Source organism: Methylobacterium sp. WL18, assembly GCF_008040015.1.
In the GTDB taxonomy this organism is placed as follows: Bacteria; Pseudomonadota; Alphaproteobacteria; order Rhizobiales; family Beijerinckiaceae; genus Methylobacterium; species Methylobacterium mesophilicum.
The window spans coordinates 1-26,943 of record NZ_VRVD01000003.1 but is presented as its reverse complement, the minus strand read 5'-3'; the positions used below and the strand labels follow the sequence as shown (position 1 = coordinate 26,943).

Here is a 26,943-nt window from a genome sequence, read left to right as displayed (position 1 = left end):
TGCCTCATGCGCCTCGTCGACAAGGTCGCTCTGATTACCGGCGGCGCGAGCGGCATCGGCCGTGCGACCGCCTCGCTCTTCGCCGCGGAGGGAGCAGCTGTCGTCATCGCAGACCGCGATGGCGCGGCAGCCGAACGGGCAGCACGGGATATCGGAGATCGCGCCACCGCCGTTGAGATGGACGTTTCGCGTGCAGCCGAGGTAACGGCGGGGGTCGCAGCGGCCGTCGCACGCCACGGTCGGATCGATATTCTCGTCAACAACGCAGGATACGGGGCACGTGGTTCGGTCGTCGAAACCGAGGAGGAAGCCTGGGACGCATTGATGGCCACCAATCTGAAGGGCGTCTATCTGTGCGCCAGGACGGTCATCCCGCTGATGGAAAAACAGGGCGGCGGCGTCATCGTCAACACCGGCTCGTATACCGCGAGCGCGGCCATTCGCGACCGCGCCGCCTACGTCGCTTCGAAGGGTGGCGTGGTCGCCCTTTCCAGAGCCATGGCGCTCGACCACATCGATCAGAACATCCGGGTGAATTGCATCGCCCCGGGGACGATCTTCTCGCCGTACTTCGACAAGATGCTAGCCGCTGCCCCAGATCCGGCGGCGATGCAGCGTGAGTTGGACGGGCGAGCACCGATCGGACGCATGGGACGGCCGGACGAGATCGCCAGGGCCATTCTCTTCCTCGCCTCCGACGATTCCGCGTTCGTCGTCGGCAGCGTGCTCACAGCCGATGGCGGAACGACCGCCTGGTAGGCTGTTTTGCAGATGGTCGCCGGAATTCGGCGCCAAATCAGCGGAGGTCGTTTGACAGTGACTCAAACTCACCGCTCGACTTGGTGCCGAATGAAGGCTCAATCGCAAAAATATCGCACCGGCGCCTGACGAAAACTTGGGCGAGCAAGGCCCGTCAGACAAATACAGCTGTCCCCCGCGCGTCCGCCGGAGACCGGCTTTGGCCAGACCTCGGGTTCCAGAGTCGAAGGTTCCAAGAGCGAGAGGGCGACGGTGATGCCGGCATCGGTGGGCATCAGCCTAGCTCTCGCCGCCCCCCCCCACGACGGATCGAGGGCACTTATGATTTACGCCAAATATATACCGTCATCGCCAATACCATGATCTGCACCCTAGAGAATGCGCGCGATCCGTCAGCGCGCGGCAGGCATTAGGACTTGCCCCATGCTTTGTCAGCTGTAAGGCTATCCAAAATACAAACCGCGCGACGACGCGGAATCACATCGGGAGGCGTCGATGAAAGCCCACATTTTAAGCACGCTTGCCTGTGCGCTCGCCCTGGTCGCGCCGGCGGCAGCGCAGAGCCCGGTCGTCATCAAATTCAGCCACGTCGTGACGACAGACACGCCCAAGGGTCAGGGTGCGGAGCGTTTCAAGCAACTCGCCGAAGAGCGGACCAAGGGTGCGGTCAAGGTCGAGATCTACCCGAACAGCACACTTTATAAAGACAAGGAAGAGGTCGAGATGCTTCAACTCGGCGCCGTGCAGATGCTGGCGCCGTCCACGAGCAAATTCGGACCGCTCGGCGTCAAGGAATTTGAGGCCTTCGATCTCCCCTACATCTTTCCAAACGAGCAGGTGCTGCGGAAGGTACAGGATGGTCCCATCGGCCAGGGCCTGTTCAAGAAGCTGGAGTCCAAGGGCATCAAGGGCCTCGGCTACTGGGACAACGGTTTCAAGATCCTGACGTCCAACAGGCCGATGCACGGACCGGAAGATGTGAAAGGCCTGAAGTTTCGCATCCAGTCCTCGAAGGTGCTCGAGGCGCAGTTCAAGGCGGTCGGCGCGCTGCCGCAGGTGCTGGCGTTCTCAGAACTCTACCAGGCGCTCCAGACCGGCGTGGTCGACGGCCAGGAAAATCCGCCGTCCAACATCACCACGCAGAAGGTCAACGAGGTGCAGAAACACGCGACCCTGACCTATCACGGCTACGTCGGCTACGCGGTGATCGTGAACAAGGGCTTCTGGGACGGCTTGCCCGCCGACATCCGCACGACGCTCGAGGGCGCGATCAAGGATGCGACGGACTACGAGCACCAGATCGCCGACAAGCAGAACGAGAAGGCGCTCGCTGACATCCGCTCCACCGGTAAGACTGAGGTCTACACCCCGACCGAGGCCGAGAACGCCGCGTGGCGCAAGGCTTTGAACCCCGTCCAGAAGGAGATGGCCTCGCGCGTCGGCAAGGACCTGGTCGCGGCCCTGAACAAGGAAGCCGAGGGCGCGCCGAACAACTGATCCGATAATCCGCTATTGGGTCTCGACACCATGATCCTCAAGATTCTCGATCGGCTCGAAGAATTACTGATCGGCACGCTGATGGCGGCAGCCACGGTCATCACCTTCGCCACGGTGGTGCATCGCTTCCTCTCGGGCATCCCAGCGTTGCAAGACTATACCGACCGGCTCGACTTCGGTTGGTCGCAGGAATTGTGCATCTACATGTTCATCTGGGTCGCCAAGTTCGGGGCGGCCTACGGCGTGCGCACCGGCATTCACGTCGGCGTGGACGTGCTGGTCAACCGCCTGCCACCGCGCGCGCGTCGCACCATGGTTCTCGTCAGCCTTGGAGCAGGCGCGCTGTTTACCGGCATTGTCGGAACGCTCGGGACCAACTTCGTCTGGCGCATTGGCCACACCGAGCAAACCACGCCGGACATGGAGATCCCGGTCTGGATCGTCTACCTCGCGATCCCGCTCGGCTCCTACCTGATGTGCTTTCGCTTCCTGCAAGTAGCCTGGACCTTCTACAGGACGGGACACCTGCCAGCGCGCGATCACGCCCATGTCGACGGTGTCGAGACCGTCGAGGGCGTCGACCCGATCCAGTTGGCGCGCGAGGGAGGCCCGGCATGAGTGGACTGATCATCTTCGGGCTGCTCATCGCCCTGATGCTCACCGGCATGCCGATCTCGATCGCGCTCGGCCTGACGGTGCTGACATTCCTGTTCACCCTGACCCAGGTGCCAATCGAGAGCGTTGCGCTCAAGCTGTTCACCGGGATCGAAAACTTCTCGATCATGGCGATCCCGTTCTTCATCCTGGCCGGCAATTTCCTGGCTCATGGCGGCGTCGCCAAGCGGATGATCAACTTCACCACGTCGCTCGTCGGCCACTGGCCGGGGGGACTGGGCCTCGCGGGCGTCGTGGCCTGCGCCCTCTTTGCCGCCGTCTCAGGGTCGAGTGTCGCCACGGTGGTCGCGATCGGATCGATCATCCTGCCGGCGATGGTGGCCGAGGGCTATCCGAAGCGCTTCGGCGCCGGCGTGATCACCACCTCGGGCGCGCTCGGCATCCTCGTGCCGCCCTCGATCATCCTTGTGCTCTACGGGGTGTCGACGAACTCTTCGATCGGCAACCTGTTCCTGGCCGGGGTGATGCCGGGCATCGTGCTCTCGGCGATGCTGGCTGCCGTCACCTTCATTATTGCCAAGAAGCGCGGCTATCCCCGGATGCCGAAAGCGTCCTGGATGGAGCGCCTGCGCGCCTTCCGGGAGAGTGCCTGGGGCCTGTTCCTCGTGGTGATGGTGATCGGTGGCATCTACGCCGGCATCTTCACGCCGACTGAGGCGGCGGCCACAGCCGCCGTATACGCCTTCGTCATCTCAGTGTTCGTCTACCGGGACCTGAAACTTTCCGACGTGCCGCGCGTGTTGCTGGCCTCCGCCAACATGAGCGCGATGCTGCTGTACATCATCACCAACGCGGTGCTGTTCTCGTTTCTGATGACCTCGGAGAACATCCCACAGACGATGGCGGCGTGGCTCATCGCGATGAACTTCAGCCCGCTGGTCTTCCTGCTTGTCGTCAACATCATCCTGCTCATCGCCGGCAATGTGATGGAGCCGTCCTCGATCCTGCTGATCATGGCGCCGATCCTGTTCCCGATCGCGATCAAGCTCGGCATCGACCCGATTCACTTCGGGATCATCATGGCGGTGAACATGGAGGTCGGCCTGTGCCACCCACCGGTCGGGCTCAACCTCTACGTCGCGAGCGGTATCGCCCATATGGGCATCTCCGAACTCACCGTCGCCGTGATGCCGTGGCTGCTGACCATGTTGGCCTTCCTCGTCCTCGTGACCTACTGGCCGGGCCTGTCGCTGTGGCTGCCCAGGGCGCTGGGGGCGATATGAGGAGACGCCCATGAGCACCCCGACGCCGGAACCAGCCCCGCGCTGGCGCTCCTTGCTGTTCGTGCCCGCGCACGTGCCGCGCTTCATTGACGGCGCGCACAAGCGCGGTGCGGACGGGCTGGTCCTCGACTTGGAGGACGCCGTGCCGGCCGGCGAAAAAGCCGGTGCCCGCGACCGGCTGGCGGACGCGATCCGCGCGGTCTCCCGCGATGGCGCAGTGGCGATGGTCCGGGTCAATCACGGCCTGCGCGACCTCGTGCGCGACCTTGAGGCCGCGGTGGTGCCGGGGCTAACCGCGCTGGTCGTACCGAAGGTCGAGCATGCTGGCTACGTTGCGGAAGTGGCTGACGCAGTCGCCGGGATCGAGGCCGAGCGAGGTATGCTGCACGGTAGCGTACGCCTCGTCCTGCAGGTCGAGACGCCGGCGGCGTTCCCGCATCTCGACGCGATCGCCTCGCACCCCCGCATCGCGGCCATGACTCTCGGCCCCGAGGACTACGCCGCCGCGATGGGCGGCGTGCCTGACCCCGACACGTTGCTGGTGCCGAGTTTTGCCGTCCTGCGGGCGGCGCGGGCTGCAGGAGTCTTACCTCTCGGCTTTATCGACAGCATCGGTGCCTACCGCGATTTGGACGCCTTTCGTGCGACGGTGGAGCGGGCCCGACGCTTTGGTTTCCGTGGTTCGCTCGCCGTGCACCCGGCGCAAGTGGCTATCCTCAACGAAGGATTCGGACCGACGGCGGCGGAGATCGATTGGGCGCGCCGCGTCGTGGCCGGCAACATCGCTGCACAGGTGGAGGGACGCGGTGCGTTCGAACTCGACGGGCGCATGATCGACGCGCCGGTGGTGCGCCGTGCCGCCGACATCCTGGCGTCCGCGAGCACCTGATGGCCGATACGGTCCGTGAGCTTCCCTCCGAGATTGCCGGCTATGGGGCGGTCCGGCCCTATACGGGCGCTTTCGACAATCTCGGCACTCTGAGGCGTGCCGTCCGGACGGTGCACGCCGCTCGGCCCGGATCCGACAAAGTCCTGCCCGATATCGACGCCGCGATTCGCGCCTGCGACTTGCGCGACGGCGCGGTGATCTCGTTCCACCATCATCTGCGCAACGGCGACGGCGTGCTCAACCACGTCCTCGACGCAGTCGCGCGCGCGGGGCTGCGAGACATCACCGTCGCGGCCAGCGCGCTCTTCCCGGTCCACGCGCCGTTGATCGGCCATATCCGCAGCGGCGTCGTCACCGGTCTCGCCGCGAGTACGATCTACGGCCCCTTGGCGAAGGCAATCTCGCACGGCATCCTGGCGCGTCCGGTGCTGATGTACACGCACGGGGGCAGAGCGCGCTGCATCGAATCCGGGGACCTCCGGATCGACGTGGCGTTCGTCGCCGCGCCCACCGCCGACGCCTACGGCAATCTCACAGGCTCGGTCGGCCGGGCAGCCTGCGGTCCGCTCGGCTACGCGGTGACGGACGCTCAGGGGGCCGAACGCGTCGTGGCGATCACCGACACCCTCGTGCCTTATCCCGCGGTGCCGATCGAGATCGGCCAGGACTGGGTGGACTTCGTGGTGGCCGTGGACTCGATCGGTGACCCATCGCAGATCGTCTCAGGCACGACGATGGCGACCACGAATCCGGTCGCGCTCGACATAGCAGACACCGCCGCTCGGGTCATCGCGGCATCCGGCCTCTTGGAGGACGGCTTTTCGTTCCAGACGGGGGCAGGGGGCGCCTCGCTGGCGGCGGCTGCATACCTCGGGCGGATCATGTCCGAGCGGGGTGTGCAGGGGAGTTTCGCGGCGGGCGGCATCACGGCGGGCATCGTGGAGATGTTCGACGCCGGCCTATTCCGCGCGCTGATGGATGTGCAGGCTTTCGACCACGCGGCGGTGGACAGCTTTCGCCGCAGCGAGGCGCATCAGACCATGTCGGCCTCGATGTATGCCAACCCGCACAACCGCGGCTGCGTCGTGAACCGCATCGATGCCACGATCCTCGGTGCTGCCGAGATCGACCGCGCCTTCGACGTGAACGTGACCACCGGGACCGACGGCGTTATTCTGGGCGGATCCGGAGGGCACGCCGATACCGCGGCGGGCGCCAAGCTGACCGTGATCACGACCTCGCTCGCCGCCGGGCGCCACGCAAAGGTGGTTGAACGTGTCACCACGCGCACCACGCCGGGCGAGACGGTGGATGTCGTCGTAACGGACGGCGGAATCGCCGTGAACCCACGTCGCCCGGAGCTGGCCGAGCGGCTCCACGCGGCTGGCCTACCGCTCACCACCATCGACGCATTGGCCAACCGTGCGGCGGAACTGGCGCCAGTTCCGCCCCGAGACCGAAGCCACGACGGTCGGATCGTAGCCGTCGTCGAGTACCGAGACGGGACGGTCATCGACGTCGTGCGTGCCGTTCCTGAGACATGAGAGTGCTCAATAGCCCAGCCGGTCAGCGCTGCACGGGACTGAATTAACGCGCTCGATGCCGGTGCCGTTACTGGTTCGGCGTCGGTGAGCGCGTGACATTCAGGGACTGGAGGCAGGCTCACGCAGGACGTGCCCGGCCCCCATGCGATGCGTTGACGGCAACGTTTGGACATCGAAATCAAAAACGTCCAGGGAACGAATCATGCAGACGATCGATCACGGCAGCTACAGTGACATCCGCGATGCGGTGCGAAGCCTCTGTGCTGAGTTCCCCGCGGAATACCACCGGAAGATCGACGAGGCGCGTGGCTACCCTGAGACATTCGTCGACGCGCTGACCAAGGCCGGCTGGATGGCCGCTCTCATCCCGGAGGAATACGGCGGTTCAGGTCTCGGGCTCACCGAGGCTTCTGTGATCATGGAGGAGATCAACCGCTCGGGCGGCAACTCGGGTGCCTGCCATGGGCAGATGTACAACATGGGCACTCTGATCCGGCACGGCTCGGAGGAGCAGAGACGCAAGTACCTGCCTCGCATCGCCGAGGGCGAATTGCGGCTCCAGTCGATGGGTGTGACCGAACCGACCGCCGGTACCGATACGACCCGCATCAAGACTGTCGCAGTGCGCAAAGGCGACCGCTACGTGATCAACGGGCAAAAGGTCTGGATCTCACGGGTCCAGCATTCTGACCTGATGATTCTGCTCGCCCGCACCACACCCTTGGATCAGGTTGCCAAAAAGTCCGAAGGCATGTCGATCTTCATCGTCGACCTGCGCGAGGCTCAGAAAAAGGGCATGACCGTTCGGCCGATCCTCAACATGGTCAATCACGAGACCAACGAGTTGTTTTTCGACGACCTGGAGATCCCCGCCGAAAATTTGATCGGCGAAGAAGGCCAGGGTTTCAAGTACATCCTTACAGGGCTCAACGCCGAGCGCACCCTGATCGCGGCCGAATGCATCGGCGACGGGTACTGGTTCATCGACAAGGTCACGGCCTACACCAAGGAGCGCCACGTTTTCGGCCGCCCGATCGGACAAAATCAGGGTGTGCAGTTCCCGATCGCCGAGAGCTTCATTGAGATCGAGGCGGCCAACCTGATGCGCTACGAGGCCTGCCGACTGTACGATGCGCACCAGCCCTGCGGCGCCCAGGCCAACATGGCCAAGTACCTCGCGGCGAAAGCGTCCTGGGAGGCGGCCAACGCCTGCATCCAGTTTCACGGCGGCTTCGGCTTCGCGGCGGAGTACGACGTCGAGCGCAAGTTCCGTGAGACCCGTCTCTACCAAGTCGCGCCGATCTCCACGAACCTGATCCTCTCCTACGTCGCTGAGCATATCCTCGGCCTGCCGCGGTCGTTCTGATGTCGGCGCGGCTTCCCCTCGAGGGTCTCGTCGTCGTCGCGATCGAGCAGGCGGTGGCGGCCCCGTTCTGCACCGCCCGTCTCGCGGATGCGGGCGCGCGAGTGATCAAGGTCGAACGGCCGGAGGGCGATTTCGCCCGGGGCTACGACGACGTCGTCGCCGGCGGGCAGAGCAGCTATTTCGTGTGGCTCAACCGCGGCAAGGAATCCCGGACTCTCGATCTCGCCACGGGCGCGGGCAGACGCGCACTGCGTGATCTGATCGTCGGAGCGGACGTGCTCGTGCAGAACCTCAAGCCCGGCGCCCTCGATCGGATGGGGCTTGGGGTCGAGACCCTCTGCGTGGAGTATCCCCGTTTGATCGCCTGCTCGATCAGCGGCTACGGCGAGACGGGGCCGCTTGCGAGTCGCAAGGCCTACGACTTGCTGATTCAGGCCGAGTCCGGCCTGTCCTCGATCACGGGGGGCCCAGACGAGCCGGCTCGCGTCGGCATCTCGATCGTGGACATCGCCACGGGCGTCACCGCGCACGCTGCGATCCTGGAGGCGCTGATCGCCCGTGGCATTACTGGCCGCGGCGCGGATATTCGGATCTCGATGTTCGACGTGATGGCCGATTGGCTGACCGTGCCACTGCTGCATCACGAGGGTGGACGGTCGCCAAAGCGGGTCGGCCTCGCGCACCCATCCATCGCCCCCTACGGCGTATTCGAGACGCGGGACGGCAAACAGATTCTGATCTCGATCCAGAGCGACCGGGAATGGGTGAAATTCTGCGCCCTGCTTCTGTGCGACGACGCGGTGGCTAAGGACGAGCGCTTCGCCACCAACGTCGCGCGCACGCGCAACCGCGGCGAGACCGACGCCCTGGTCGCGCGCGCCTTTGGGGGCCTCGACGAGGCCCAGGCGACAGCCCGGCTGACGGAGGCAGATACCGCTTTCGCGTCAGTCAACGATATGGAGGCGTTGGCGAGCCATCCGCACCTACGGCGGATCACCGTGGACACCTCGACCGGCCCCGTCGCCTTCCCGGCCCCGGCTGCCGTCGTGCGGGGCGAGGAGCGCACCTATGGCCCGGTCCCGGCGCTTGGCCGATCGAACCTCCTCGACCCATGAACGATAGGCCGACCTCGCGACGACGGGTGATCCCATGAAGCGCAACTCGGAGCCAGTGGACATCGACCTTCTACGATCCTGGATCGGCCGGTCGCGCGAGAAGGCGGACCGGATTACGCCGCGCATCTTCGACGCGTTCCACGCTACGTTCGGGCAGCTTCTGGCACCGGGGGAGGGAGATGTTGCTCCGCCGGCGCTCCATTGGTGTCTGGCGCCCGAAACGCCGCCGGCCGACGCCCTCGGGCCGGACGGACACGCGGCCAAGGGTGGGTTCCTGCCGCCAGTGCCACTTCCCTGAAGGATGTGGGCGGGTGGCACGGTCGAAACTCTCGACGCCTTGCGCCTGGATGACCTGGTGACGCGCCGTGAGACGGTGCGGGACGTCGTCTTTAAGGAGGGTCGCAGCGGACGCCTCTGCTTCGTAACAGTCGATCATGTCGTATCGACGGCGCGCGGCGTCGCCATCCGCGAACAGCAAGACATCGTCTACCGGGACAAGCCAGGCGCCTCATCGGTCGCGGCATCGACGCCGCAGCGAGACCTACCGTCGGAGTACGCGGAGACACTGTCTATCGTAGCGACGCCCACGCTTCTGTTTCGCTACTCAGCAATGACCTTCAATGGCCATCGCTTCCACTACGATCGCCCCTACGCCACCGAGGTGGAGGGCTACGCCGATCTAGTCGTGCATGGTCCCATCCAGGCGACGCTGCTAATGAATCAGGCCGCTCGGCTGATCGGCCACGTTCCGCGCCACTTCATGCACCGGGGCGTGTCCGCGCTCACTGCCAACCAGACGTTTCGCATCTGTGGGCGTCTCGACGGCGACGGCCGTTTTGACGGTGTGACGCTGGATCAGACCGACGAGGTTTGCATGCGGGCAGAGGGCCACGGAGGGGCGGCATGACGCCCTCGAGGTTCTCGCCGGAGCGCTGAACGACGTCGCCCTCTGACTGAGACGCATCATGACCCTGTTCAACGCGAACGATCAGACCCGGCTGTTTCGGTCGGCTGGCTTTCTGACTCGGACTGGAGATCTGCGGCGAGCCGTTCCTCACGCCTTGCGGTCCGCCTACGTAAACTCGGTGATCGCCTTTCACCAATGCAGTTCGGCTTGCAAACTCGCGTTGTCCTACCCGCAGGGTAAGCGGCGAGGCGGCTCCCGGATATCGAGCGCCCCCACTGAGAGACGCCTCACTCTGATGAGAAGGGGTTTGAGAGGAGCAAAAGTGGTGCGAGAGGAGCTATCTGCTGTGCATAGCAGGACCAATCAAAAGATTTTATATTTGCTGCAAAAGTCAATCCCGCAACCAAGAGCGAGGCGCCGCCGACACATTTGTATCGGAGTTATTAAAATAGACCCAACATGCTTCACGTCAATATTAAACCTACGCATCGATTTATGTTGCGACCCCGCGTATTAATTTAACGACGCGCGATCGCAGATCATATCCTCGAACTGCGAGCCGTTTGCTGATTGAGGATTTAGCGGCGAGAATAAGCCCCGAGCGCGGTGGCAACACAGCGCCGACATCCCCAGCAAGCCGATTTCTGGCGCCGCGTCCAGCCGGTCGCTCAGGGGCGCGGGCTATGTGCCGGGAAGCGACGGTTACCGGTCAATCGTGTTCGAGCGCATTGTCGTAACATCATCGGCAGCTCAGGTGCAGACCTCCTTCGATTGCCGGTCCATCGGGAGCGACATTCGGCCAAATGCGTCGCTGAACCTGGACGGGATGTCAGCCGTGCGACTGGACGAATTTGACTTTGCAGCGTCAGTTGTGCGGTCGAGATTGAAGCATAAAATCTAGAGGCGCCGGCATGCTACGACGTTTAGGGATTGTCGTTCGTCCTGCCCTCGCGGCTCCGTCAGGTCCGGATGAACCCCACATGGTCCAACGCGCTTCTGCGGGGGGATCGCGATGATCGCCGCGACCGACCCGACGGGGGCCGCCGCCTGCCCTTGCTGCCTGCCGCGCCGCGGCTTCATCCGCGGCCTCGCGGGCTTTGGAGCTGTCGCCGCGGCCATCACAATGGACACCGCGCGCGCCGAGCCAGCGCCGCAGGGGCCCCGCTATACAGGCCTCGTGATCGACTGCCACGGACACTACACCACCGAGCCGCCGGCCATGTTGTCTTGGCGCAAGCGTCAGATTGATGCCATCAACGACCCCGCTCAATCGCCGAGCCCGTCCAGTCTACGAGTGAGCGACGACGAGATCCGCGAGAGCGTGAGCGGGCGCCAGCTGAAGCTTCAGAGCGAGCGGGGCATCTCACTCGCCCTGTTCTCACCGCGGGCGGGGGGCATGGGCCACCATATCGGCACCGCGCGCACCAGCCTCGACTGGTCGATCGTATCGAATGACATGATCCACCGTGTCGCGAGCCTGATGCCGAAGAATTTCGTCGGCGTGTGCCAGCTGCCACAGACACCTGGCGTCTCGCCAAAAAACTGCACGGCCGAGCTGGAGCGCTGTGTAAATGATCTCGGCTTCGTCGGCTGCAACGTCAATCCAGACCCCTCGGGCGGCTACTGGACGGACCCACCTCTGTCCGATCGATTCTGGTACCCACTCTGGGAGAAGATGGTGGAACTGGACGTGCCGGGCATGGTGCATGTCAGCGCCTCGGCCAATCCCAATTTCCACGCGACGGGCGCGCATTACATCAACGGTGACACCAGTGCGTTCATGCAGTTCGTCACCTCGGACCTCTTCAAGGATTTCCCGACGCTTCGCCTGATCATCCCCCACGGCGGCGGTGCTGTGCCCTACCATTGGGGCCGCTACAGAGGTCTCGCGCAGGATCTGAAGAGGCCGCCCCTGTCCGAGTTGATGCGCAACGTTTACTTCGACACATGCGTCTATCATCAACCGGGCATCGACCTGCTGCTCAAAGTCGTGCCGCATGAGAATGTGCTGTTCGCCTCGGAGATGGTGGGCGCGGTGAACGGCACTGATCCTGAAACCGGCCACGCCTACGATGACACCAAGCGCTATGTCGATGCGACCGAAGTGTCCGACACCGACCGGGCGAAGATCTACGCCGGAAACACATTGAAGGTCTACCCGCGACTCGCAAGCAAACTTAAATCGGCCGATCTGATGCCATAAACGAATATCCAATTTGATGGCACAGGTGGCCCGACAGAACGGCTTCTGTGCGACCGCGCGTTTGCCCGCTGGTCCGCGACGGGAGTCGATAGAGGCCGATCGATTCAGCTCCTCGGCATGGCCGATGCAGACGGATTGTGGCCAGCCTCCCCGGCCATGTTGAATGGGAATCCAGAATGGCGCTGCAAGAAGCATCCAAGTCGCCGGTCCGAGGCGGCCGCGTCGCGATCGCCGGCCTCGGCACGGTCGGGCGCGCCGTAGCGCTGGCGCTCGACGGAGGCGCTATACCGGGACTGAGCCTGACCGCCGTCGCGGTCCGCGACGCCGCGTAGGCTCGCACCGAACTCGCGGCGCTGGCCGAGCCGCCCGAGGTCGTCACCGCGTTCGACGCCCTGGAGCCGCGGGCCGATATCGTTCTGGAATGCGCACCATCCCAGCACCTCCCCGCGATCGTGCGGCCGTTCGTGACGGCGGGCAAGACGGCCGTCGTGCTGAGCTGCGGGGCGCTCCTCGACAACGAGGACTTCGTGGAGCTCGCCCGCGCCCACGGGGGTCAGATCGTCGTCCCGACCGGCGCGCTGCTCGGCCTCGACGCCGTGACGGCCGCCGCGGAGGGCACGATCCACACGGTGCGCATGATCACCCGCAAGCCCGTGCGCGGGCTCGTCGGCGCGCCCTACCTCGTTGAAAACGGCATCGAGATCGCCGGGATCACCGAGCCGATGCGGGTTTTTGCCGGCAGCCCGCGCGAGGCGGCCCGCGGGTTTCCGGCAAACCTCAACGTCGCGGTTGCGCTCTCGCTCGCCGGCATCGGACCGGATCGGACCGAGCTCGAGATCTGGGCCGACCCCATCCTCGACCGCAACACCCACCGCATCGAGGTCGAGGCTGACGCGGCGCGATTCTCGATGACGATCGAGAACGTGCCGACGGATGAGAACCCCCGCACGGGTCGCATCACCGCTCTGTCGGTCATCGCCTACCTGCGCAAGCTCGCCGCCCCGCTCAGAGTCGGGACCTAAAAAGTACCCGTCCGGGCTGGCACGCTCACGCGCTTGGGCCCGAGGCCGCGCGCGGTTGTCTCTCAGATCCCGGAGCGGTCCGTGACATCGGCGAGCGGTGAGATCCTGTCCGAGATCGAGCGGGTGACGATGCAGCGCGTGACGATGCGGCTCATGCCGCTCCTGATGCTGGGCTTCCTCGTCGCCTTCATCGACCGCGTCAGCGTCGGCTTCGCCGCCCTGCAGATGAACGCCGATGCCGGCCTGTCGTCCTCGGTCTTCGGCCTGGGCGCCGGTCTCTTCTTCGTCGCCTATTTCCTGTTCGAGGTGCCCTCCAACCTGATGCTCGAGCGGTTCGGCGCCCGCCTCTGGCTGGCCTGCATCATGATCACCTGGGGACTCATCTCCGCGGCCCCCGCGCTCGTCATCGGCCCACTCTCGTTCTGCACGGTGAGCTACCTGCTCGGCGCGGCGGAGGCCGTCGTCTATCCCGGCGTGATCTTCTACCTGACGCGCTGGTTCCCGAAGGCCTACCGCACCCGCGTGATCGCCCTCTTCGCGGTGGCGTGCCCCTGTCGAACTTCGTCGGCTCGCCGATCTCGGCGGCCCTGCTTGGGCTCGACGGCTGGCTGGGTCTGCGCGGCTGGCAGCTGATGTCAATCGTCGAGGCGGCGCCGGCCGTGGTTCTCGGCCTGCTCGTCCTGCGATTTCTGCCGGAGGGCCCGGACCGAGCGCCCTGGCTCGACGAGGCGCAGCGCAGTTGGCTGACCGGGCGCCTGGCCGCTGAGCGCGCGGAGCAGCCAACAGTGCGGCCTTCCGTCTGGCGGGTGATCTCCGATCGGCGCGTGATGGCGGCGGGCTTGATCTTCGCCGGGAGTGTCGGCGCGAGCGCGTGCCTGTCGATCTGGCAGCCGCAGATCTTCAAGTCCTACGGCCTCACGACGATGGAGATCCGCATGCTCAACTCGGTGCCGTTCGGGATACCGAGAAGCACCGCGCCCTGCTTGGCGCCCTGAAGGACGCCCAAGGCAAGGGCGACGGTTCATTCGAGAAGGCTGTCACCGCAGCGTTCGAACACGTCTTCGAGCACCTGGACCGCCTGAACGACCACGTCGCGCGGGGCGGTCCCGATGGCGAAGACCGGCGCCTTGAGAACGGGGAATCCGCGACCTTACGATAATCGCGGGCCCATCGTTGAGGCGTTGACGCTCAGAGGCGCCAACGCCTTTAGGCGCAATCAGGCGTTCTGCGCGACCGCAGATCGTACGGGAAGGACCCAGTTCGGTCTGACGAAGTGGCAGGTGTACCCATCGGGCCTCCGCTCCAGGTAATCCTGGTGTTCGGGCTCGGCCTCCCAGAAGTCTTCGGCGGGCGCCACCTCGGTCACGACCTTCCCGGGCCACAGGCCGGATGCGTCGACGTCGGCGATGGTGTCCTCCGCAACCCGACGCTGGTCGTCGTCGGTGTAGTAGATCGCCGAACGGTAGCTTAGGCCCCGGTCGTTGCCTTGGCGGTTCGGGGTTGTGGGGTCGTGGATCTGGAAAAAGAACTCCAGCACGCGCCGGAAACTCGTCCGTGTCGGGTCGTAGACGATTTCGATGGCTTCAGCGTGAGTGCCGTGGTTGCGGTAAGTAGCGTTCGCCACGTCCCCGCCGGTGTAGCCGACCCGGGTCGACAGCACGCCTTCCTGACGCCGGATCAGATCTTGCATGCCCCAGAAGCATCCGCCTGCCAGCACCGCTCTCTCGCTACTCATGGTGTCCTCCGTAAGCTCCTACACCCTTAGATAGGGGTTCCGAGTGCGCTTACCCCACGGCCTGGTGTACCTGCTCCGGTGAAGCTTTCGTCCAGACCTTCCTACCCCCGTTCCGGTCAGCACCTTCGCAGCCAGGCCGCTACCCCTGAATGACTGGAGAGGAAGCGTAGCACCGGGTGAAGCCAGGGCCTCACACTTCGGCACGGCAACTGCGACAGAGACGATCGCTCAGGCCGTTTCCGCTTTGGGTCGTGAAAACGTGGCAGCGATGTCGCAGTAGGCGTGCAGCGGGCGGCCAAGATGTCGGTCAAGCGCTCGCCGTCACCTTCTGCTGGAATTATGCCCACGCTCAGCAACTCACGTTCAGTATCAGCCGCTGCCCTCCGCGCCTCGTCACGCCAGTTGCATGCGAAGCCGCTCTGGAACAAAATATGAACCTCCTGCCTAGCGCAGCGAGAGCCCTAGCGGTCAGCGACATGTCACCTTCGAGCTCCGGCCGCACGCTGTTCTTCTTCGAGAAGCCCTCTGCGATGCGGCAGTTGCAGCGCTTTTTCCATTCGCCCAACACGGTCTGCGTGGCCGCGGAGGGACACCTGCTCTCTGCCGAGGAACCAGGTAGCATTCGTCCTGAGTGGAAGCCCTGGCGCTTCGATGCCCTTCCGATCGTGCTCGCCACCATCCCGGTCAGCTACGGCACCAACCGGTCCGGCCAGTCGCACGAACCGAAGATTGCTGCTATCCGGCAGGCGCTGAGCGGCGTCGAGCGTGTGATCATCGCCACTGATCCCGGACGCGAGGGCTCAATGATCGCCTGGGAGGTGCTAGAGCATCTCGGCTGGCGTGGGCGGGTCGACCGACTCAAGCTGGGCGCGCTCGACGACGTCTCGATTCGCCGGGCCTTCGCTGCCCTAGCCAAGGAACCGAGTTCGGGCGAGCGCGACTACGCCGCCTACCTCGAAGCGCTCTGCAGGCAGTATGAGGACTACCACCTCGGCCTGAACGGCACACGAGCCATCTCGCTGCGTCTGCGCCCGCCCGCTTTCCGAGAGCCCTGGCGCTTCGGCGGGGTGCAGACGCCCACCCTGGCTATCCTGACTGAATTGGAGGAGCGTATCCGCTCCTTCGTGCCGCAGGACTTCTTCAAGGTCGCTTTGCACCTGGGCACCCAGTCCGGTGCCGAGCTGACCCTGTGGCACGGGCCCAAGGAGCGGATCTTCGACGCGGAGATCGCCGAGACGATCCGGACAGCCGCCGCGACGTGGTCGGGGCCCCTGACGGTTGAGCACAAGGATGTGCGACGGGCACCGCCCCGGCTCTTCTCGAAAGACACCCTCGCCCGACGCTGCGCTAAGCGGTTCGGCTGGGATCCCCAGCATACAGCGGGCATCGCCCAGGACCTGTACGACCAGGGCTACCTCAGCTACCCGCGTACGGAGTCCGAGTACCTGCCGGAGGGGCAGGCTGCTGACGCCGCAACGGTGATCGCCGCGATCGCCACCGTGCTGACCGACCTGCGTAGCCTCATCGCGCGGGATCATGCGCCAGTGATCCGCCGTGGCATCAAAGGGCACTACGTCAAGGATCCGGGTGAACATCACGCGATCGTGCCCTTACGCAAGGTCCCTGAGTGCAGCCGCCTCTCATCCGATCAGTTCCGGTTGTGGGAACTCGTCGCGAAGGCCTACCTGACCGCTCACCTCCCCGACGGAATCGATGCTCGCACCAGCGTGACTGCCGAGGTACGGACGCCGATTGGTCCGAAACGGTTTGCCGTCTCCGGCAACGTCATACGTGCGCCCGGGTGGCGTGCGGTCTACGGCAGCGAGACGGAACTCGAAGCGGACGCTGTGCCCGGCAAGGTCAGGCGCGAGGCGGAGGCTGTGTTCGCCCGCCTGCCGGTTATAAACAACGGTGAGGGCGCATCGGCTGTAACTGCTGATGTCGCTACCGCGATGACCGAGCCGCCGCGGCGGATCACCCGAGGCGAGCTCCCGGTGGTGATGGGCCGACTGATCGATCAAGTGGATGATCCAGTGGTCAAACGCGCTCTGGAGAACCCGGTCAACCCGAACGAGCCCAAGGGGCTCGGCACGGCCGCCACGCGCGATACGATCCTGCCCAAACTCTTGAAGAGCCGCTACATCACGCTGTCCAACGGCAAGGATCCAGCCATCGAAGTCACCGAGGTGGGGCTCGCGTTCATCACGGCGGTGCGACACGTATTCCCAGCCTACGGTGATCCGGTGGGGCGAGCGATGTTCGAGGCGGAGTTGGCCGAGATCGGTCGTGCCAACACGCGCGCGGAGGCCATCCAGCGCGCCGACGCCTTTCAACATCGCACGCGCGCGCGTCTCGATGAGCTGATCGCCGCGATCTCGAACTCACCGGTGGTCAGCCTCGACCCCAGCCTTATCCCACACGGTCAGGCCGACAATCGGCCACCCACCTCGGCCATGCTGTCGTTCGCGGTGAGCTTGGCCGAGCGAAAGGGCGTGAAACTGCCGCGCGGCTGCAAGAGCAACATCAGCGTCTGCCGGGCCTTTCTGGACACCCATGCTGGGCCGCGCGCGCCTCAAAACGACGGCGTCAGCCAGCCCGGACACCAGCGTGTTCCGAGCGCGGCGATGCTCAGCTATGCGCGCGGTCTGGCGGAGCAGCGAGGCATCACTTGTCCGCCGGAGATCGAGACGACCTTCGACGCATGTCGTCGCTTCCTCGACGCACACGCCTGTCAGCCGCGGCAGCGGCCGTCAGAGCCAAGCTCTGGAGCAACGAAAAGCAACAAACCTGCCGAACGGGAAAAGCGGCGGGGCAGGGTAGTCGAGATGCCGAGAAAGGCCCTGACACGGCGCCGAGCCTAAAGCGGCGCGCGTGAACGTTGGGAGTTCAGCTTTCGATTGTGAAGCCTTGGATAGCTCGCGAAGTTCGTAATGGTTCATCGCCGGTCTCGTAGCGGCGTCACGCGCCCTCAGCGTTCTAGCAGCGCAGCCAGCATGCGCTCGTATGTGCCTGCTCGGCCGCGGTAATCCCCGCCCCACGGGTACGGCGTGCCACTCAGCCAAACAGTTGCGGCAGCAGGCTTGCCATTGCATGCCACGCTTCGAAGCTCGGACGTTCGCCTACGGCGTTCGCAAATACGGGGCACCGGTCACTGCCGGAACCTCAATCCGTGATCCGCGACGGAAATCTCTTCGATGGCGCGGGTCGAGATCACAGAAAGCGGCTGCTCGACCAGGATGTCGGACGCCCCGCGCGGTCGAGCGGCAGCGTCCCGGCCCTTGATTAGCAGCCACGACGTTCGTTGCGAGTTCGGCTTGGCCCTCATCCGCACCAGGCGCCACGCACCCATCAGTTTCTCGCCGTGCAGGTGGAATCGAAGTGAGCCTGCGGCGAGGCCGGCCACCGCGTCGCCGTCTGGCTTCCAGATGCCGCGGTCCCAGACCAGCACAGCGCCCGCCCCGTACGAGCCCGACGGGATGACGCCCTCAAAGCCGGCGTAGTCCAGGCGGTGGTCCTCCACCGGCACGGCCAGCCGCCGCTCGCCCGCCACCAGGCTCGGGCCACGCGCCAACGCCCAACTCTTGAGTACGCCGTCGAGCTCGAGCCGGAAATCGTAGTGCAGCCGGCGCGCAGCGTGCTTCTGCACGACGAAGGCGAGATCCGTCATCGCGTCCTCATCGTCGGGATGCTTCTACGGGATCGGCATGACCCAGCCACGCGCGCAACTTGGTCCAGCGGGGCTTGGTATTGCCGCCGCGGACCGCGATGCCCAGTGCTTTGCGCTGCCCGAGCAGTACAACCAACCGCTTTCCGCGAGTGACCCCCGTGTACAGGAGGTTCCTCGCCAGCATCGTCCAGTGCTGCATGGCGAGGGGTATCACCACCGCCGGGTACTCCGAGCCCTGCGACTTGTGGATGGTCGTCGCGTAGGCCGGTACCAGCGTGTCGAGTTCGCCGTACGGGTAGACTACCTCGCGGCCGTCGAAATCGACGATCACCGCGCCCTCATCCTCGTCGATGCGCGCCACCGTGCCGAGATCGCCGTTGAACACCTCCCGGTCGTAGTCGTTCTGGCTCTCCATCACTCGGTCGCCGGGTGAGAAGCGCCAGCCGAACCGCTCCACCGAGAGAGCGGGGTTCGGGTTCAGCACCGCCTGGAGTTCGTGGTTGAGGTTGCGCGCACCGAGCACGCCGCGCTGCATCGGGGTGAGCACCTGCACGTCCCGGACCGGATCGAGGCCGAAGCGCGCCGGGATGCGTCTGGTCACCACCTCGATCAGTGTCGCCATCGCCGGCTCGGGCTCGTCGATCTCGATCAGATGGAAGTCGCTGTCCGCGCCCCGAGCAGCCGGCTCGGGCATCTTGCCGGCGTTGATCCGGTGCGCATTCACGACGATCCGGCTCTCGGCCGCCTGCCGGAACACTTCGGTCAGCCGCGCCACCGGAATAGCCCCCGAAGCGATGATGTCGGCCAACACCTGCCCGGGCCCGACCGAGGGCAGTTGGTCAACATCGCCGACGAGGAGCAGCGCGGCGTGCTCCGGCACCGCCTTGGTCAGGGCGTTCATCAGCGGCACATCGACCATCGAGGTCTCGTCGATCACCAGCAGGTCGCAGGCGAGCGGGTTGTCCTCGTTGCGCGAGAAACCGCCGTGCTTCGGGTCGATCTCCAGCAGGCGGTGGATCGTCTTGGCCTCGAGGCCGGTCTGCTCGGTCATGCGCTTGGCCGCCCGGCCGGTCGGGGCGGCAAGCAGCACCTGCACGCCCTTCGCCCGCAGGATCCGCAGGATCGTGTCGAGCGTCGAGGTCTTGCCCACGCCCGGACCGCCGGTGATCACCGCGAGCTTGGCGCCGAGCACCCGCCGCACGGCTTCCCCTTGCGAGGGCGAGAGCGTCTTGCCGGTCTTGTCTTGGACCCAGGGCAGAGCCCGGGCGAGGTCGATCTCGGGCCAGGGCGGTGTGCCCTTCGTTCGGCGGAGCAGCCGCTCGGCGATCATCCGCTCGGCGGCGTGCAGCCCAGCCAGGAAGATGCACGCCTTGTCGCCGAGGATGTCCTGCACGACCTCGCCGGTCTCCAGCACGTCGAGCAACGCCGAGCGGATCAGCGCCGCCTCGACGCCGAGGAGGTCGCCCGCGAGCTTGATCAGTTCCACCACAGGGAGCGCGCAGTGTCCGCCGTCGGTCGCCGTCTGCAGGGCAAACGAGATGCCTGCGCGCAGCCGCTGCGGCGCCTCCGGGGTCAGCCCGAGCTTCATCGCGATGGCGTCGGCGGTCTTGAAGCCGATGCCGCGGATGTCCTTGGCCAGCCGATACGGATCCTCGGTCATGACCACGATGGCGTCGTGCCCATAGGTCTTGAAGATCCGCACCGCCCGTGCCGTGCCAACGCCGTGGGCGTGCAGGAACAGCATGATCTCGCGCACCGCTTTCTGCTCGGCCCAGCCGGCGATGATGCGTGCGGCGCGCTTCGGGCCGATGCCGGCGACCTCGGGCAGCCGCTGCGGCTCGGCCTCGATGATCTCAAACGTGCCCTCGCCGAACGCCGCGACGATGCGCTTGGCCATGGCCGGACCGATGCCGCGCATGTGGCCGGAGGCGAGGTATTTCTCGATGCCCTCGACCCCGGTGGGCGGCGTGACCTTGAGGGTGTCGGCCTTGAACTGCACGCCGTGCTGGCGATCCGTGTGCCAGATGCCGGTGGCGGTGATCCACTCGCCGGCCGCGATGGCGGGGGCGTGACCGATCACCGGGACGAGGTCGCGCTTGCCCCGGGCCTGGACCTTGAGCACGCAGAAGCCGGTCTCGGGGCTGTGGAAGGTGACGCGCTCGATGGTACCGGCCAGCGCCTCGATCTCGGGACCGGCCGAGCCGGGGAATGCGCGCGCAGTCACGACGGCTATGAGATCCTACGAGCCTGCCCCGGAGTCTGACGCCCCGACATTTCGCTGGGCGCTTTGCTAAATATGGGCCGCCGCTCACTTGATGTCATGATGCTGATCGACACAGCAGGCCGTGTGGTCGTTTGCTCGATTTGTGAGAGACCAGTCATGTTCGACGTGACGAAGATGCTGGCCGACGCGCTTGGCGAGCACCTCGCGCTCACCTACCAGCGCACCTTCAGCAGTCGTGAACCACGTTTCGCCGAGGTGATCGAGGCGTCCGCACGTCTGACCATCGAGCGCATCGTCGGCAGCGATGCGCTTTACCACGATGGCGACCACACCGCCCTCGTCACCCTCGTGGCTCAGGACATCCTGCGCGGCCGCTTCCTCGACAAGGGCATCACGCCGGAGGATTGGCTGCATATGATCCTGGCCGCCCTGTATCACGACATCGGCTACGTGCGCGGTGTCTGCTCAGGTGACCGGGCGAACGCCTTCGTCATCGACGCGCAGGGCACGACCATCGGTTTGCCGCGCGGCGCCTCGGACGCGGCGTTGGCGCCCTACCACATCGAACGCTCGAAGCTGGCGGTGCAGGAGCGCTTCGGCACGCATGATCTCGTCGATGCGCAGCGGGTGATGCGGGCCATCGAGTTGACCCGCTTCCCCGTGCCCGCGGACGATGAGCACCGGGAGACTGGGACCGAAGCTGGCCTGATGCGTGCGGCGGACCTAATCGGGCAACTCGGTGATCCGCTCTACCCACGCAAACTGAACGCGCTGTTCCACGAGTTCGCCGAGGTCGGCCTCGACGCCCAACTCGGCTATGCCAGCCCGGCCGACCTCGCGGAGCGGTATCCGGCGTTCTTCTGGGGCAAGATCGAACCGGTCATCGGCGACGCGGTGCGCTTTCTCGATTTGACGGTGGAAGGGCGGAGCTGGGTGGCCAACCTCTACAGCCATGTGTTTGCGATCGAGCATGACCGTCGCCGCATGTGACCACACCCAGGCTGAGCTGCAGAAGTGGTCCTCACGCAGGCGAAAGTGGTGATAGCTTTCGAGAACAACTGCGCTCACGCCATGACGTATCGTCGGCTTTGCGCCCATCTCGGTCATTGAGCTTGCCGTGCCAACGCCGCGTAAGCGGACACTGCCGGACCAGTGCGGACGCTTAAGGGACGGGCCTCGCCAATCCTTGAGTTCCAAGCTTTTCGGCATCGCCAAATCGGCTGCGCCGCGGCAGGGCCGGCCATGTAGCGGTGCCAGCCACCGAAGGGTGTGATGTCGGCCGCATCCGCGACGCCCGCTGCCTCCAGCGGGAAGCTCTTGGGCGCGGTTACATCGGCGAGTTCCGGGTTCATGTGCGACCCGCGCATGTTCAGCCAATTCGACCGCTTCACCCGCGAGCCCGACCTCGCGAAGCGGCGCACCATCGCGGGCGAGATTGGGACCATCACTCTCGGTGAGGGGCTGGTCGACCTGACCAACGCCGACCTCTACCGCAGCCCCGAGATCACCGCCCTCTAGGACAAGTGGTTCCTGTCGCCGACGCCGCCGTGCGGGATCACCTACAACGTCCCGATGTCGCCGGAGCTGAAGCGTGCCTACGCCCAGCCGACCGACAACCCGGACCCGGCCTCCTACGTCCAGTGAGGCGGCGCGCTCACCGCGCGTCGATCGCCGCCACCGGCCGCCGGCCCGCCGGTCCTGGGTGTGGCTCGGCGTGTCCGGACGCGCCGCCTTCCCGCGTGGGCTGTCGCCACGCCGCGCGGTGCATCTGAACGCGCGCCTGCGACATGGTGAGATGAAGCTGCATCGCCTGCCGCCCCAGTCCCGCGTCCCGCAGGCGGGCCGCGATCACGATGTCCTGGTGGTGGTGGAGGCTCTGTAGCAGTTCCGCCGGCGTGTAGAGGTAGAAGGACCGGATCACGACGGGCATGTCGATCATCGGCTCCAGGATCGCGCGCAGCCGGGGCGAGCCCGCGAAGGCCAGCAGGGTCCGGTGGAAGTCGCGGTTGATGGCCTGAATTTCGGTAATGGCCGCGTCTCCGCCCCTGGCAATGGCCGCCGCCATGCTGCGATTGCTCTCCTCCAGCTGCTCGACTAAAGCGCCGCCACCCCGCGCCACCGCCAGCTCGGTCGCGTGGGCCTCGAGCAGGATGCGCAGGCGGAACGTCTCCTCGACGTCGGCATCGCTCCATTCCGCGACATGGATGCCTTGCCCGGCATCCGCCGTCGCAAGGCCGTCCTCGACCAGGCGGCGCAGGGCCGCCCGGATCGGGGTGCGGCTGAGCTCGAACTCGCGCGCCAGTGGCTCCTCGCGGAGATGGAAACCAGGCGCGTAGAGACCGCTCACGACCCTCAGTCGCAGCACGTCGTACGCGCGGTCCTGTCCCTCCGCCATGGCCGATCACCCTTCCGCTTGTGCGCTCGACCCTAGCGAACGATCCGGGATGCCGGCAAGGCAGGCTGCCAGAATGTACATTTTATGTATCAAAATGCCGACTTTTCGGGCGCAAGTTCGGCACAGCTTGACATAATGTACTTTTATTGTATGATGATGGCAATCAAGGGAGGATTGGATGGCAAATCAGGAGCGTGTGGCTGAAGCTTGCCCGGCGCGGTTGTTCGCGGGCGTGGCCACGGCCGTCATCAGCGACAACCTGGATCGCCTGCCCGGCGCACTCGGCCTGCGCCCGTTCCACAAGGGTGGGATCATGGCCGGGCCGGCCTTCACCATCAGAACCGCCGCCGGCGACAACCAAGCCATTCATCGGGCACTGGACGCCTTCCGCCCCGGCGATGTCCTGATGATCGACGGGGGCGGCGACACGACGAGGGCCCTGGTCGGCGAGATCATCGCCGAGATCGCGCAAAGCCGCGGCGCGGCCGGGATTGTGATCGACGGCGCGGTTCGTGATGCGGCGGTCCTGGCCCGCTCGGACTTCCCGGTCTTCGCCCGCACCGCAATTCATCGTGGTCCCTACAAGAACGGGCCTGGTCAGTTGGGCAAGCCGGTCTCGATCGGCGGCATGGTCGTCCAGCCGGGGGATATCGTAGTCGGCGACGAGGACGGCGTCGTCGCCTTCCCGCCGGACCTTGCCGACGCTCTTATCCGCGCCGTGAGGGAACAGGAGGCCAAAGAGGAGGCGATCCTTCGGAGCGTCCGCGATGGCACCTACAAGGGCGCATACGCCAAATAGAACTGCATCAGGCATAGCCGAACCAAGTAGATTTTCGCAAATTTGAGCCGTGCGTAAATTATTTCATTCGCCGCTCGCGGCAAAAATCAGATTTATCATAGCAAAGCTTACGCAAACGAAGCGTCGGGCCCGATAATCGAGCCCGCATATTCTAACTACCATTCCACTAGCCGAAATCAAGATAGCCGACATCGAATGAACGACCCCGACTGGAAGGGTCGAGAGCGCGCAAAAAGTGCTCTGACGATGCGCGGCGAGCCATCGGAGGAAACAATCATGGCCAGAGGCGCAACCACGGCGGGGGCGATCCCCGTGACCGAGCGGATGACCCGATACCGCTGGGTCGTGATGGGGCTCATCTTCATCGTCTACACGTTGGCCGCCGCCGACCGGGCCAACATCGGCATCGTGCTCCCCTTCGTGAAGAAGGAGTTCGCGATGACCAACACCGAGGCCGGGGCGGTCGTCAGCCTGTTCTTTGTGGGCTACGCGGTGATGCAGATCCCGGCGGGCCTGCTGGTGAAGCGGCTCGGCACGCGGACCATCTTCCCGATCTTCATGCTCCTGACCTCGCTGTTCACCGGGCTACTCGGCACTACCGGCTCGGCGCTGGCGATGAAGCTTAACCGGCTCGCCCTCGGCTTCGCCGAGGCGCCGCTGCCGGTCACGATGCTCTCGACCATGAACAGGTGGTTCCCCGCACAGGAGAAGGGCACCGCGGTCGGCCTGTTCCTCGCCGCCGCCAAGTTCGGCCCGGTGATCGTGCCGCCGCTCGGCGCGCTGATCATCGCGACGCTGGGCTGGGAATACGTCTTCTTTATCTGCGCTCTGCCGGGGATGGTGTTCGCCGTGCTCTGGTACTTCCTGGTGGTAGATGAGCCGGCTCGCAGCCGCTTCGTGTCCCCGGCCGAGGCCGCTCATATCGCCAGCCAGCCCACGAGCCGGCCGACCGATCCGGCTCAGGCCCAGACCGCGCCCGCTAAGCCGCGCTTCGCGCGCCTCGACCGGGTGATCCGGGGACGGCCGGTCCGGCCCATCGCCACCGCCAAGGAGACGTTCCGCTCCGGTAATATCTGGGGGCTCGCCATCGGCTACCTGATGATGACCGGCATCATCAACGTGATCCTCGCGTGGCTGCCGACCTACCTGTCCACCGTCAAGCACTTCTCGCTGATGAATGTCGGGTTCGTCGCCTCGGCCCCGTTCGTTGGGGGCGTGCTCGGCAATATCATGGGCGGCCTGTTCTCCGACCGGATCGTCGGCAAGCGGCGCAAGCCGACCATCCTCATCAGTACGGTCTCGACCGTGTTCATGATGTACGCGCTGATCCACGCGCCGAACGAGCCGGTGACGCTGGCGATCCTGCTGTTCCTCACCGGCTTCCTGCTCAACGTCGGGTACTCATCTTTCACGGTGTACCCCGCTGGGCTGACGACAAAGGACGCCTATCCCCTGGCCGTCTCGGTGGTGAACACCGGCGGGCAAGCCGGCGGCGCGCTATTCCCGTTCGTCACCGGGCTGCTCCTCGACGCCTACAGCTGGGACGCGGTGTTTCTGTTCCTCGGCGCTTCGTCGCTGCTGGCGCTCGCGGTGATGCTGTTGGTGGTCGAGCCCGTCGAGACCGCTGGCACCCCGGCGATCCGTTAGCGCTCCGGCAGCGGCCCCCTCCCGAGCGAGTGTCATGATCCCCGCCCTCACCGATCTGCCCGCCTCCGCGCCGCTCTACGCGTCGTTCCTGGTAGAACTCCGGGTCCGGGGTTTCGCGGGGGAGCTGGCGGGGGGAATCGCAGACCGCACGGTCCTGGCCACCGACAACTCGATCTATCAGATCAGGCCCGAGGCGGTGGCGTTCCCCCGGGACCGGGACGATCTCGTCCGGATCGGCACGCTGCTGGCCGACCCGCGCTTCTCGGAAGTGCGGATCGCCCCGCGCGGCGGCGGCACCGGGACCAACGGGCAGTCCCTGGGCGGCGGCCTGATGGTTGACACCTCGCGGCACATGAACCGCATCCTGGAGATCGATGTCGCCGCCCGAACCGTGCGCGTCGAGGCCGGGGTGGTGAAGGACCAGCTCAACCGGGCGCTGGCCCCGCACGGCCTGTTCTTCGCCCCCGAACTCTCGACCTCGAACCGGGCGACCATCGGCGGTATGGTTTCCACTGACGCCTGCGGGCAGGGCTCGTGCCTCTACGGCAAAACTCGCGACCACGTCCGAGCGCTGACCACAGTCTTGACCGACGGGCAGGTCTGGATCTCCCAGCCCCTCGGCGCGGAGGAGCTGGCGGCCGTATCGGCGCGGCCAGACCGGGTGGGGGAGATCCACCGCGTCGTGGATGATGTGGTCACGCGAAACGCCGCGCTGATCGAAGCGCGCTTCCCCAAGCTCAATCGCTGCCTTACCGGCTATGACCTCGCCCATGTCCGGGATGCCGAGGGCCAGTTCGACCTCAACGCGGTCATTTGCGGGTCGGAGGGGACGCTCGGGCTGATCGCCGAAGCCACCTTGTCGGTGCTGCCGATCCCGCGCTACGCCGCCCTCGTCAACGTGCGCTACGACAGCTTCGACGCCGCCCTGCGCGATGCCCGAACCCTGGTCGCAGTCGAGGCCGCCTCCATCGAGACGATCGATTCCCGCGTGCTAGCGCTCGCCCGGGGTGACATCGTCTGGGACGAGGTCAGCGCCTATTTCCCGGACGATCCCGAGGGTCCCGCCGAAGGCGTGAACCTCGTCGAAGTGCTGGCCGACACGGCGGCGGACCTCGAAGCCCGGCTGGCGGTCGTGACGCGACTGCTCGACGGGGGAGGGCGCAGCGGTGGTCGTCGCGGCTACACCGTGGCGCGGCAGGCGGCGGCAGATCCGGTGGCAGAGGCGGACGAGACCGCCTTCGCGGCCGGCGCACAGGGCAGCCGGCGGCTCGGCGAG

At 65.6% G+C, this 26,943-nt stretch carries 24 protein-coding genes and 1 pseudogene; 21 read left to right on the top strand and 4 right to left on the bottom strand.

Translation table 11 applies throughout. The features are described from left to right. The first annotated feature begins 6 nt into the window (after positions 1-6). From FV228_RS00600 to FV228_RS33915, 15 genes and pseudogenes are all read left to right on the top strand, one after another. A complete protein-coding gene (locus FV228_RS00600) occupies positions 7-759 on the top strand; it encodes an SDR family oxidoreductase (RefSeq protein WP_147852808.1) in 753 nt (250 codons plus the stop codon). 495 nt (positions 760-1,254) lie between these two features. After that, positions 1,255-2,256 carry a TRAP transporter substrate-binding protein gene (locus FV228_RS00595; RefSeq protein WP_147852807.1) on the top strand — a complete coding sequence of 334 codons (1,002 nt, stop codon included), beginning with the start codon at positions 1,255-1,257 and terminating at the stop codon, positions 2,254-2,256. A 30-nt stretch (positions 2,257-2,286) separates the two neighbouring features. Further along, positions 2,287-2,874, top strand: coding sequence for a TRAP transporter small permease (locus tag FV228_RS00590; protein ID WP_147852822.1), 588 nt, complete (start codon positions 2,287-2,289; stop codon positions 2,872-2,874). Further along, positions 2,871-4,154: a TRAP transporter large permease subunit gene (locus FV228_RS00585; protein ID WP_147852806.1), complete on the top strand. Its 1,284-nt coding sequence runs from the start codon at positions 2,871-2,873 to the stop codon at positions 4,152-4,154. Before FV228_RS00590 ends, FV228_RS00585 begins: the two co-directional genes overlap by 4 nt. 10 nt (positions 4,155-4,164) lie before the next feature. Further along, the gene (locus FV228_RS00580; RefSeq protein WP_147852805.1) at positions 4,165-5,043 is read left to right on the top strand and encodes a CoA ester lyase; all 879 of its coding nucleotides are present in this window, start codon (positions 4,165-4,167) and stop codon (positions 5,041-5,043) included. Next, a complete protein-coding gene (gene citF, locus FV228_RS00575) occupies positions 5,043-6,587 on the top strand; it encodes a citrate lyase subunit alpha (protein ID WP_147852804.1) in 1,545 nt (514 codons plus the stop codon). The genes FV228_RS00580 and citF overlap by 1 nt, the downstream gene beginning before the upstream one ends. Before the next feature lie 202 nt (positions 6,588-6,789). Beyond that, positions 6,790-7,953 (top strand): acyl-CoA dehydrogenase family protein, encoded by a 1,164-nt coding sequence (locus tag FV228_RS00570; RefSeq protein ID WP_147852803.1) that lies wholly within the window; start codon positions 6,790-6,792, stop codon positions 7,951-7,953. Then, positions 7,953-9,068: a CaiB/BaiF CoA-transferase family protein gene (locus tag FV228_RS00565; protein WP_147852802.1), complete on the top strand. Its 1,116-nt coding sequence runs from the start codon at positions 7,953-7,955 to the stop codon at positions 9,066-9,068. Before FV228_RS00570 ends, FV228_RS00565 begins: the two co-directional genes overlap by 1 nt. 34 nt (positions 9,069-9,102) lie before the next feature. After that, positions 9,103-9,366, top strand: coding sequence for a hypothetical protein (locus tag FV228_RS33930; RefSeq protein ID WP_246693776.1), 264 nt, complete (start codon positions 9,103-9,105; stop codon positions 9,364-9,366). A gap of 3 nt (positions 9,367-9,369) precedes the next feature. Beyond that, positions 9,370-9,975, top strand: a complete 606-nt coding sequence (locus FV228_RS00560) for a MaoC family dehydratase N-terminal domain-containing protein (RefSeq protein WP_281406436.1) — start codon at positions 9,370-9,372, stop codon at positions 9,973-9,975. 1,123 nt (positions 9,976-11,098) lie between these two features. Next, positions 11,099-12,178: an amidohydrolase family protein gene (locus tag FV228_RS00555; protein ID WP_246693777.1), complete on the top strand. Its 1,080-nt coding sequence runs from the start codon at positions 11,099-11,101 to the stop codon at positions 12,176-12,178. Positions 12,179-12,354: 176 nt separating this feature from the next. After that, positions 12,355-13,200, top strand: a pseudogene (locus tag FV228_RS00550) (aspartate dehydrogenase). Positions 13,201-13,281: 81 nt separating this feature from the next. Beyond that, positions 13,282-13,833, top strand: coding sequence for an MFS transporter (locus FV228_RS33925; protein WP_246693774.1), 552 nt, complete (start codon positions 13,282-13,284; stop codon positions 13,831-13,833). 26 nt (positions 13,834-13,859) lie between these two features. Then, a complete protein-coding gene (locus FV228_RS33920) occupies positions 13,860-14,195 on the top strand; it encodes a hypothetical protein (protein WP_246693778.1) in 336 nt (111 codons plus the stop codon). Continuing rightward, positions 14,180-14,359, top strand: a complete 180-nt coding sequence (locus FV228_RS33915; protein ID WP_147852821.1) for a hypothetical protein — start codon at positions 14,180-14,182, stop codon at positions 14,357-14,359. Before FV228_RS33920 ends, FV228_RS33915 begins: the two co-directional genes overlap by 16 nt. A gap of 57 nt (positions 14,360-14,416) precedes the next feature. On the opposite strand, the gene msrA is transcribed toward FV228_RS33915, so the two are convergent. Then, entirely contained in the window at positions 14,417-14,935 is a 519-nt protein-coding gene (msrA, locus tag FV228_RS00535; RefSeq protein ID WP_147852800.1) for a peptide-methionine (S)-S-oxide reductase MsrA, read from the bottom strand. 476 nt (positions 14,936-15,411) lie between these two features. Between msrA and FV228_RS00530 the strand changes: the two genes are divergently transcribed. Further along, entirely contained in the window at positions 15,412-17,796 is a 2,385-nt protein-coding gene (locus FV228_RS00530; protein WP_187277575.1) for a DNA topoisomerase, read from the top strand. A gap of 287 nt (positions 17,797-18,083) precedes the next feature. Here the strand turns inward: FV228_RS00530 and FV228_RS00525 are convergent, their stop codons facing one another. Together FV228_RS00525 and FV228_RS00520 are read right to left on the bottom strand one after the other, a co-directional pair. Then, positions 18,084-18,602 carry a DNA polymerase ligase N-terminal domain-containing protein gene (locus FV228_RS00525; RefSeq protein WP_147852799.1) on the bottom strand — a complete coding sequence of 173 codons (519 nt, stop codon included), beginning with the start codon at positions 18,600-18,602 and terminating at the stop codon, positions 18,084-18,086. 7 nt (positions 18,603-18,609) lie between these two features. Further along, positions 18,610-20,826, bottom strand: coding sequence for an ATP-dependent RecD-like DNA helicase (locus FV228_RS00520; protein WP_187277574.1), 2,217 nt, complete (start codon positions 20,824-20,826; stop codon positions 18,610-18,612). Between the two features lie 156 nt (positions 20,827-20,982). On the opposite strand from FV228_RS00520, the gene FV228_RS00515 reads away from it, so the two are divergent. Together FV228_RS00515 and FV228_RS00510 are read left to right on the top strand one after the other, a co-directional pair. Continuing rightward, complete coding sequence (locus FV228_RS00515) at positions 20,983-21,816, top strand: metal-dependent phosphohydrolase (RefSeq protein WP_147852797.1); 834 nt, start codon at positions 20,983-20,985, stop codon at positions 21,814-21,816. Between the two features lie 375 nt (positions 21,817-22,191). Continuing rightward, complete coding sequence (locus FV228_RS00510) at positions 22,192-22,344, top strand: hypothetical protein (RefSeq protein ID WP_187277573.1); 153 nt, start codon at positions 22,192-22,194, stop codon at positions 22,342-22,344. Positions 22,345-22,480: 136 nt separating this feature from the next. Here FV228_RS00510 and FV228_RS00505 read toward each other — a convergent pair whose 3' ends face one another. Further along, positions 22,481-23,221 (bottom strand): GntR family transcriptional regulator, encoded by a 741-nt coding sequence (locus FV228_RS00505; RefSeq protein ID WP_147852796.1) that lies wholly within the window; start codon positions 23,219-23,221, stop codon positions 22,481-22,483. Positions 23,222-23,399: 178 nt separating this feature from the next. Here FV228_RS00505 and FV228_RS00500 point away from each other — a divergent pair, with 178 nt between their 5' ends. From FV228_RS00500 to FV228_RS00490, 3 genes are all read left to right on the top strand, one after another. Further along, a complete protein-coding gene (locus tag FV228_RS00500; protein WP_147852795.1) occupies positions 23,400-24,020 on the top strand; it encodes an RraA family protein in 621 nt (206 codons plus the stop codon). Between the two features lie 276 nt (positions 24,021-24,296). Continuing rightward, positions 24,297-25,667 carry an MFS transporter gene (locus FV228_RS00495; protein ID WP_147852794.1) on the top strand — a complete coding sequence of 457 codons (1,371 nt, stop codon included), beginning with the start codon at positions 24,297-24,299 and terminating at the stop codon, positions 25,665-25,667. A 34-nt stretch (positions 25,668-25,701) separates the two neighbouring features. After that, positions 25,702-26,943 (top strand): FAD-binding oxidoreductase (locus tag FV228_RS00490; RefSeq protein ID WP_147852793.1); only part of this gene is annotated, 1,242 nt, incomplete at its 3' end.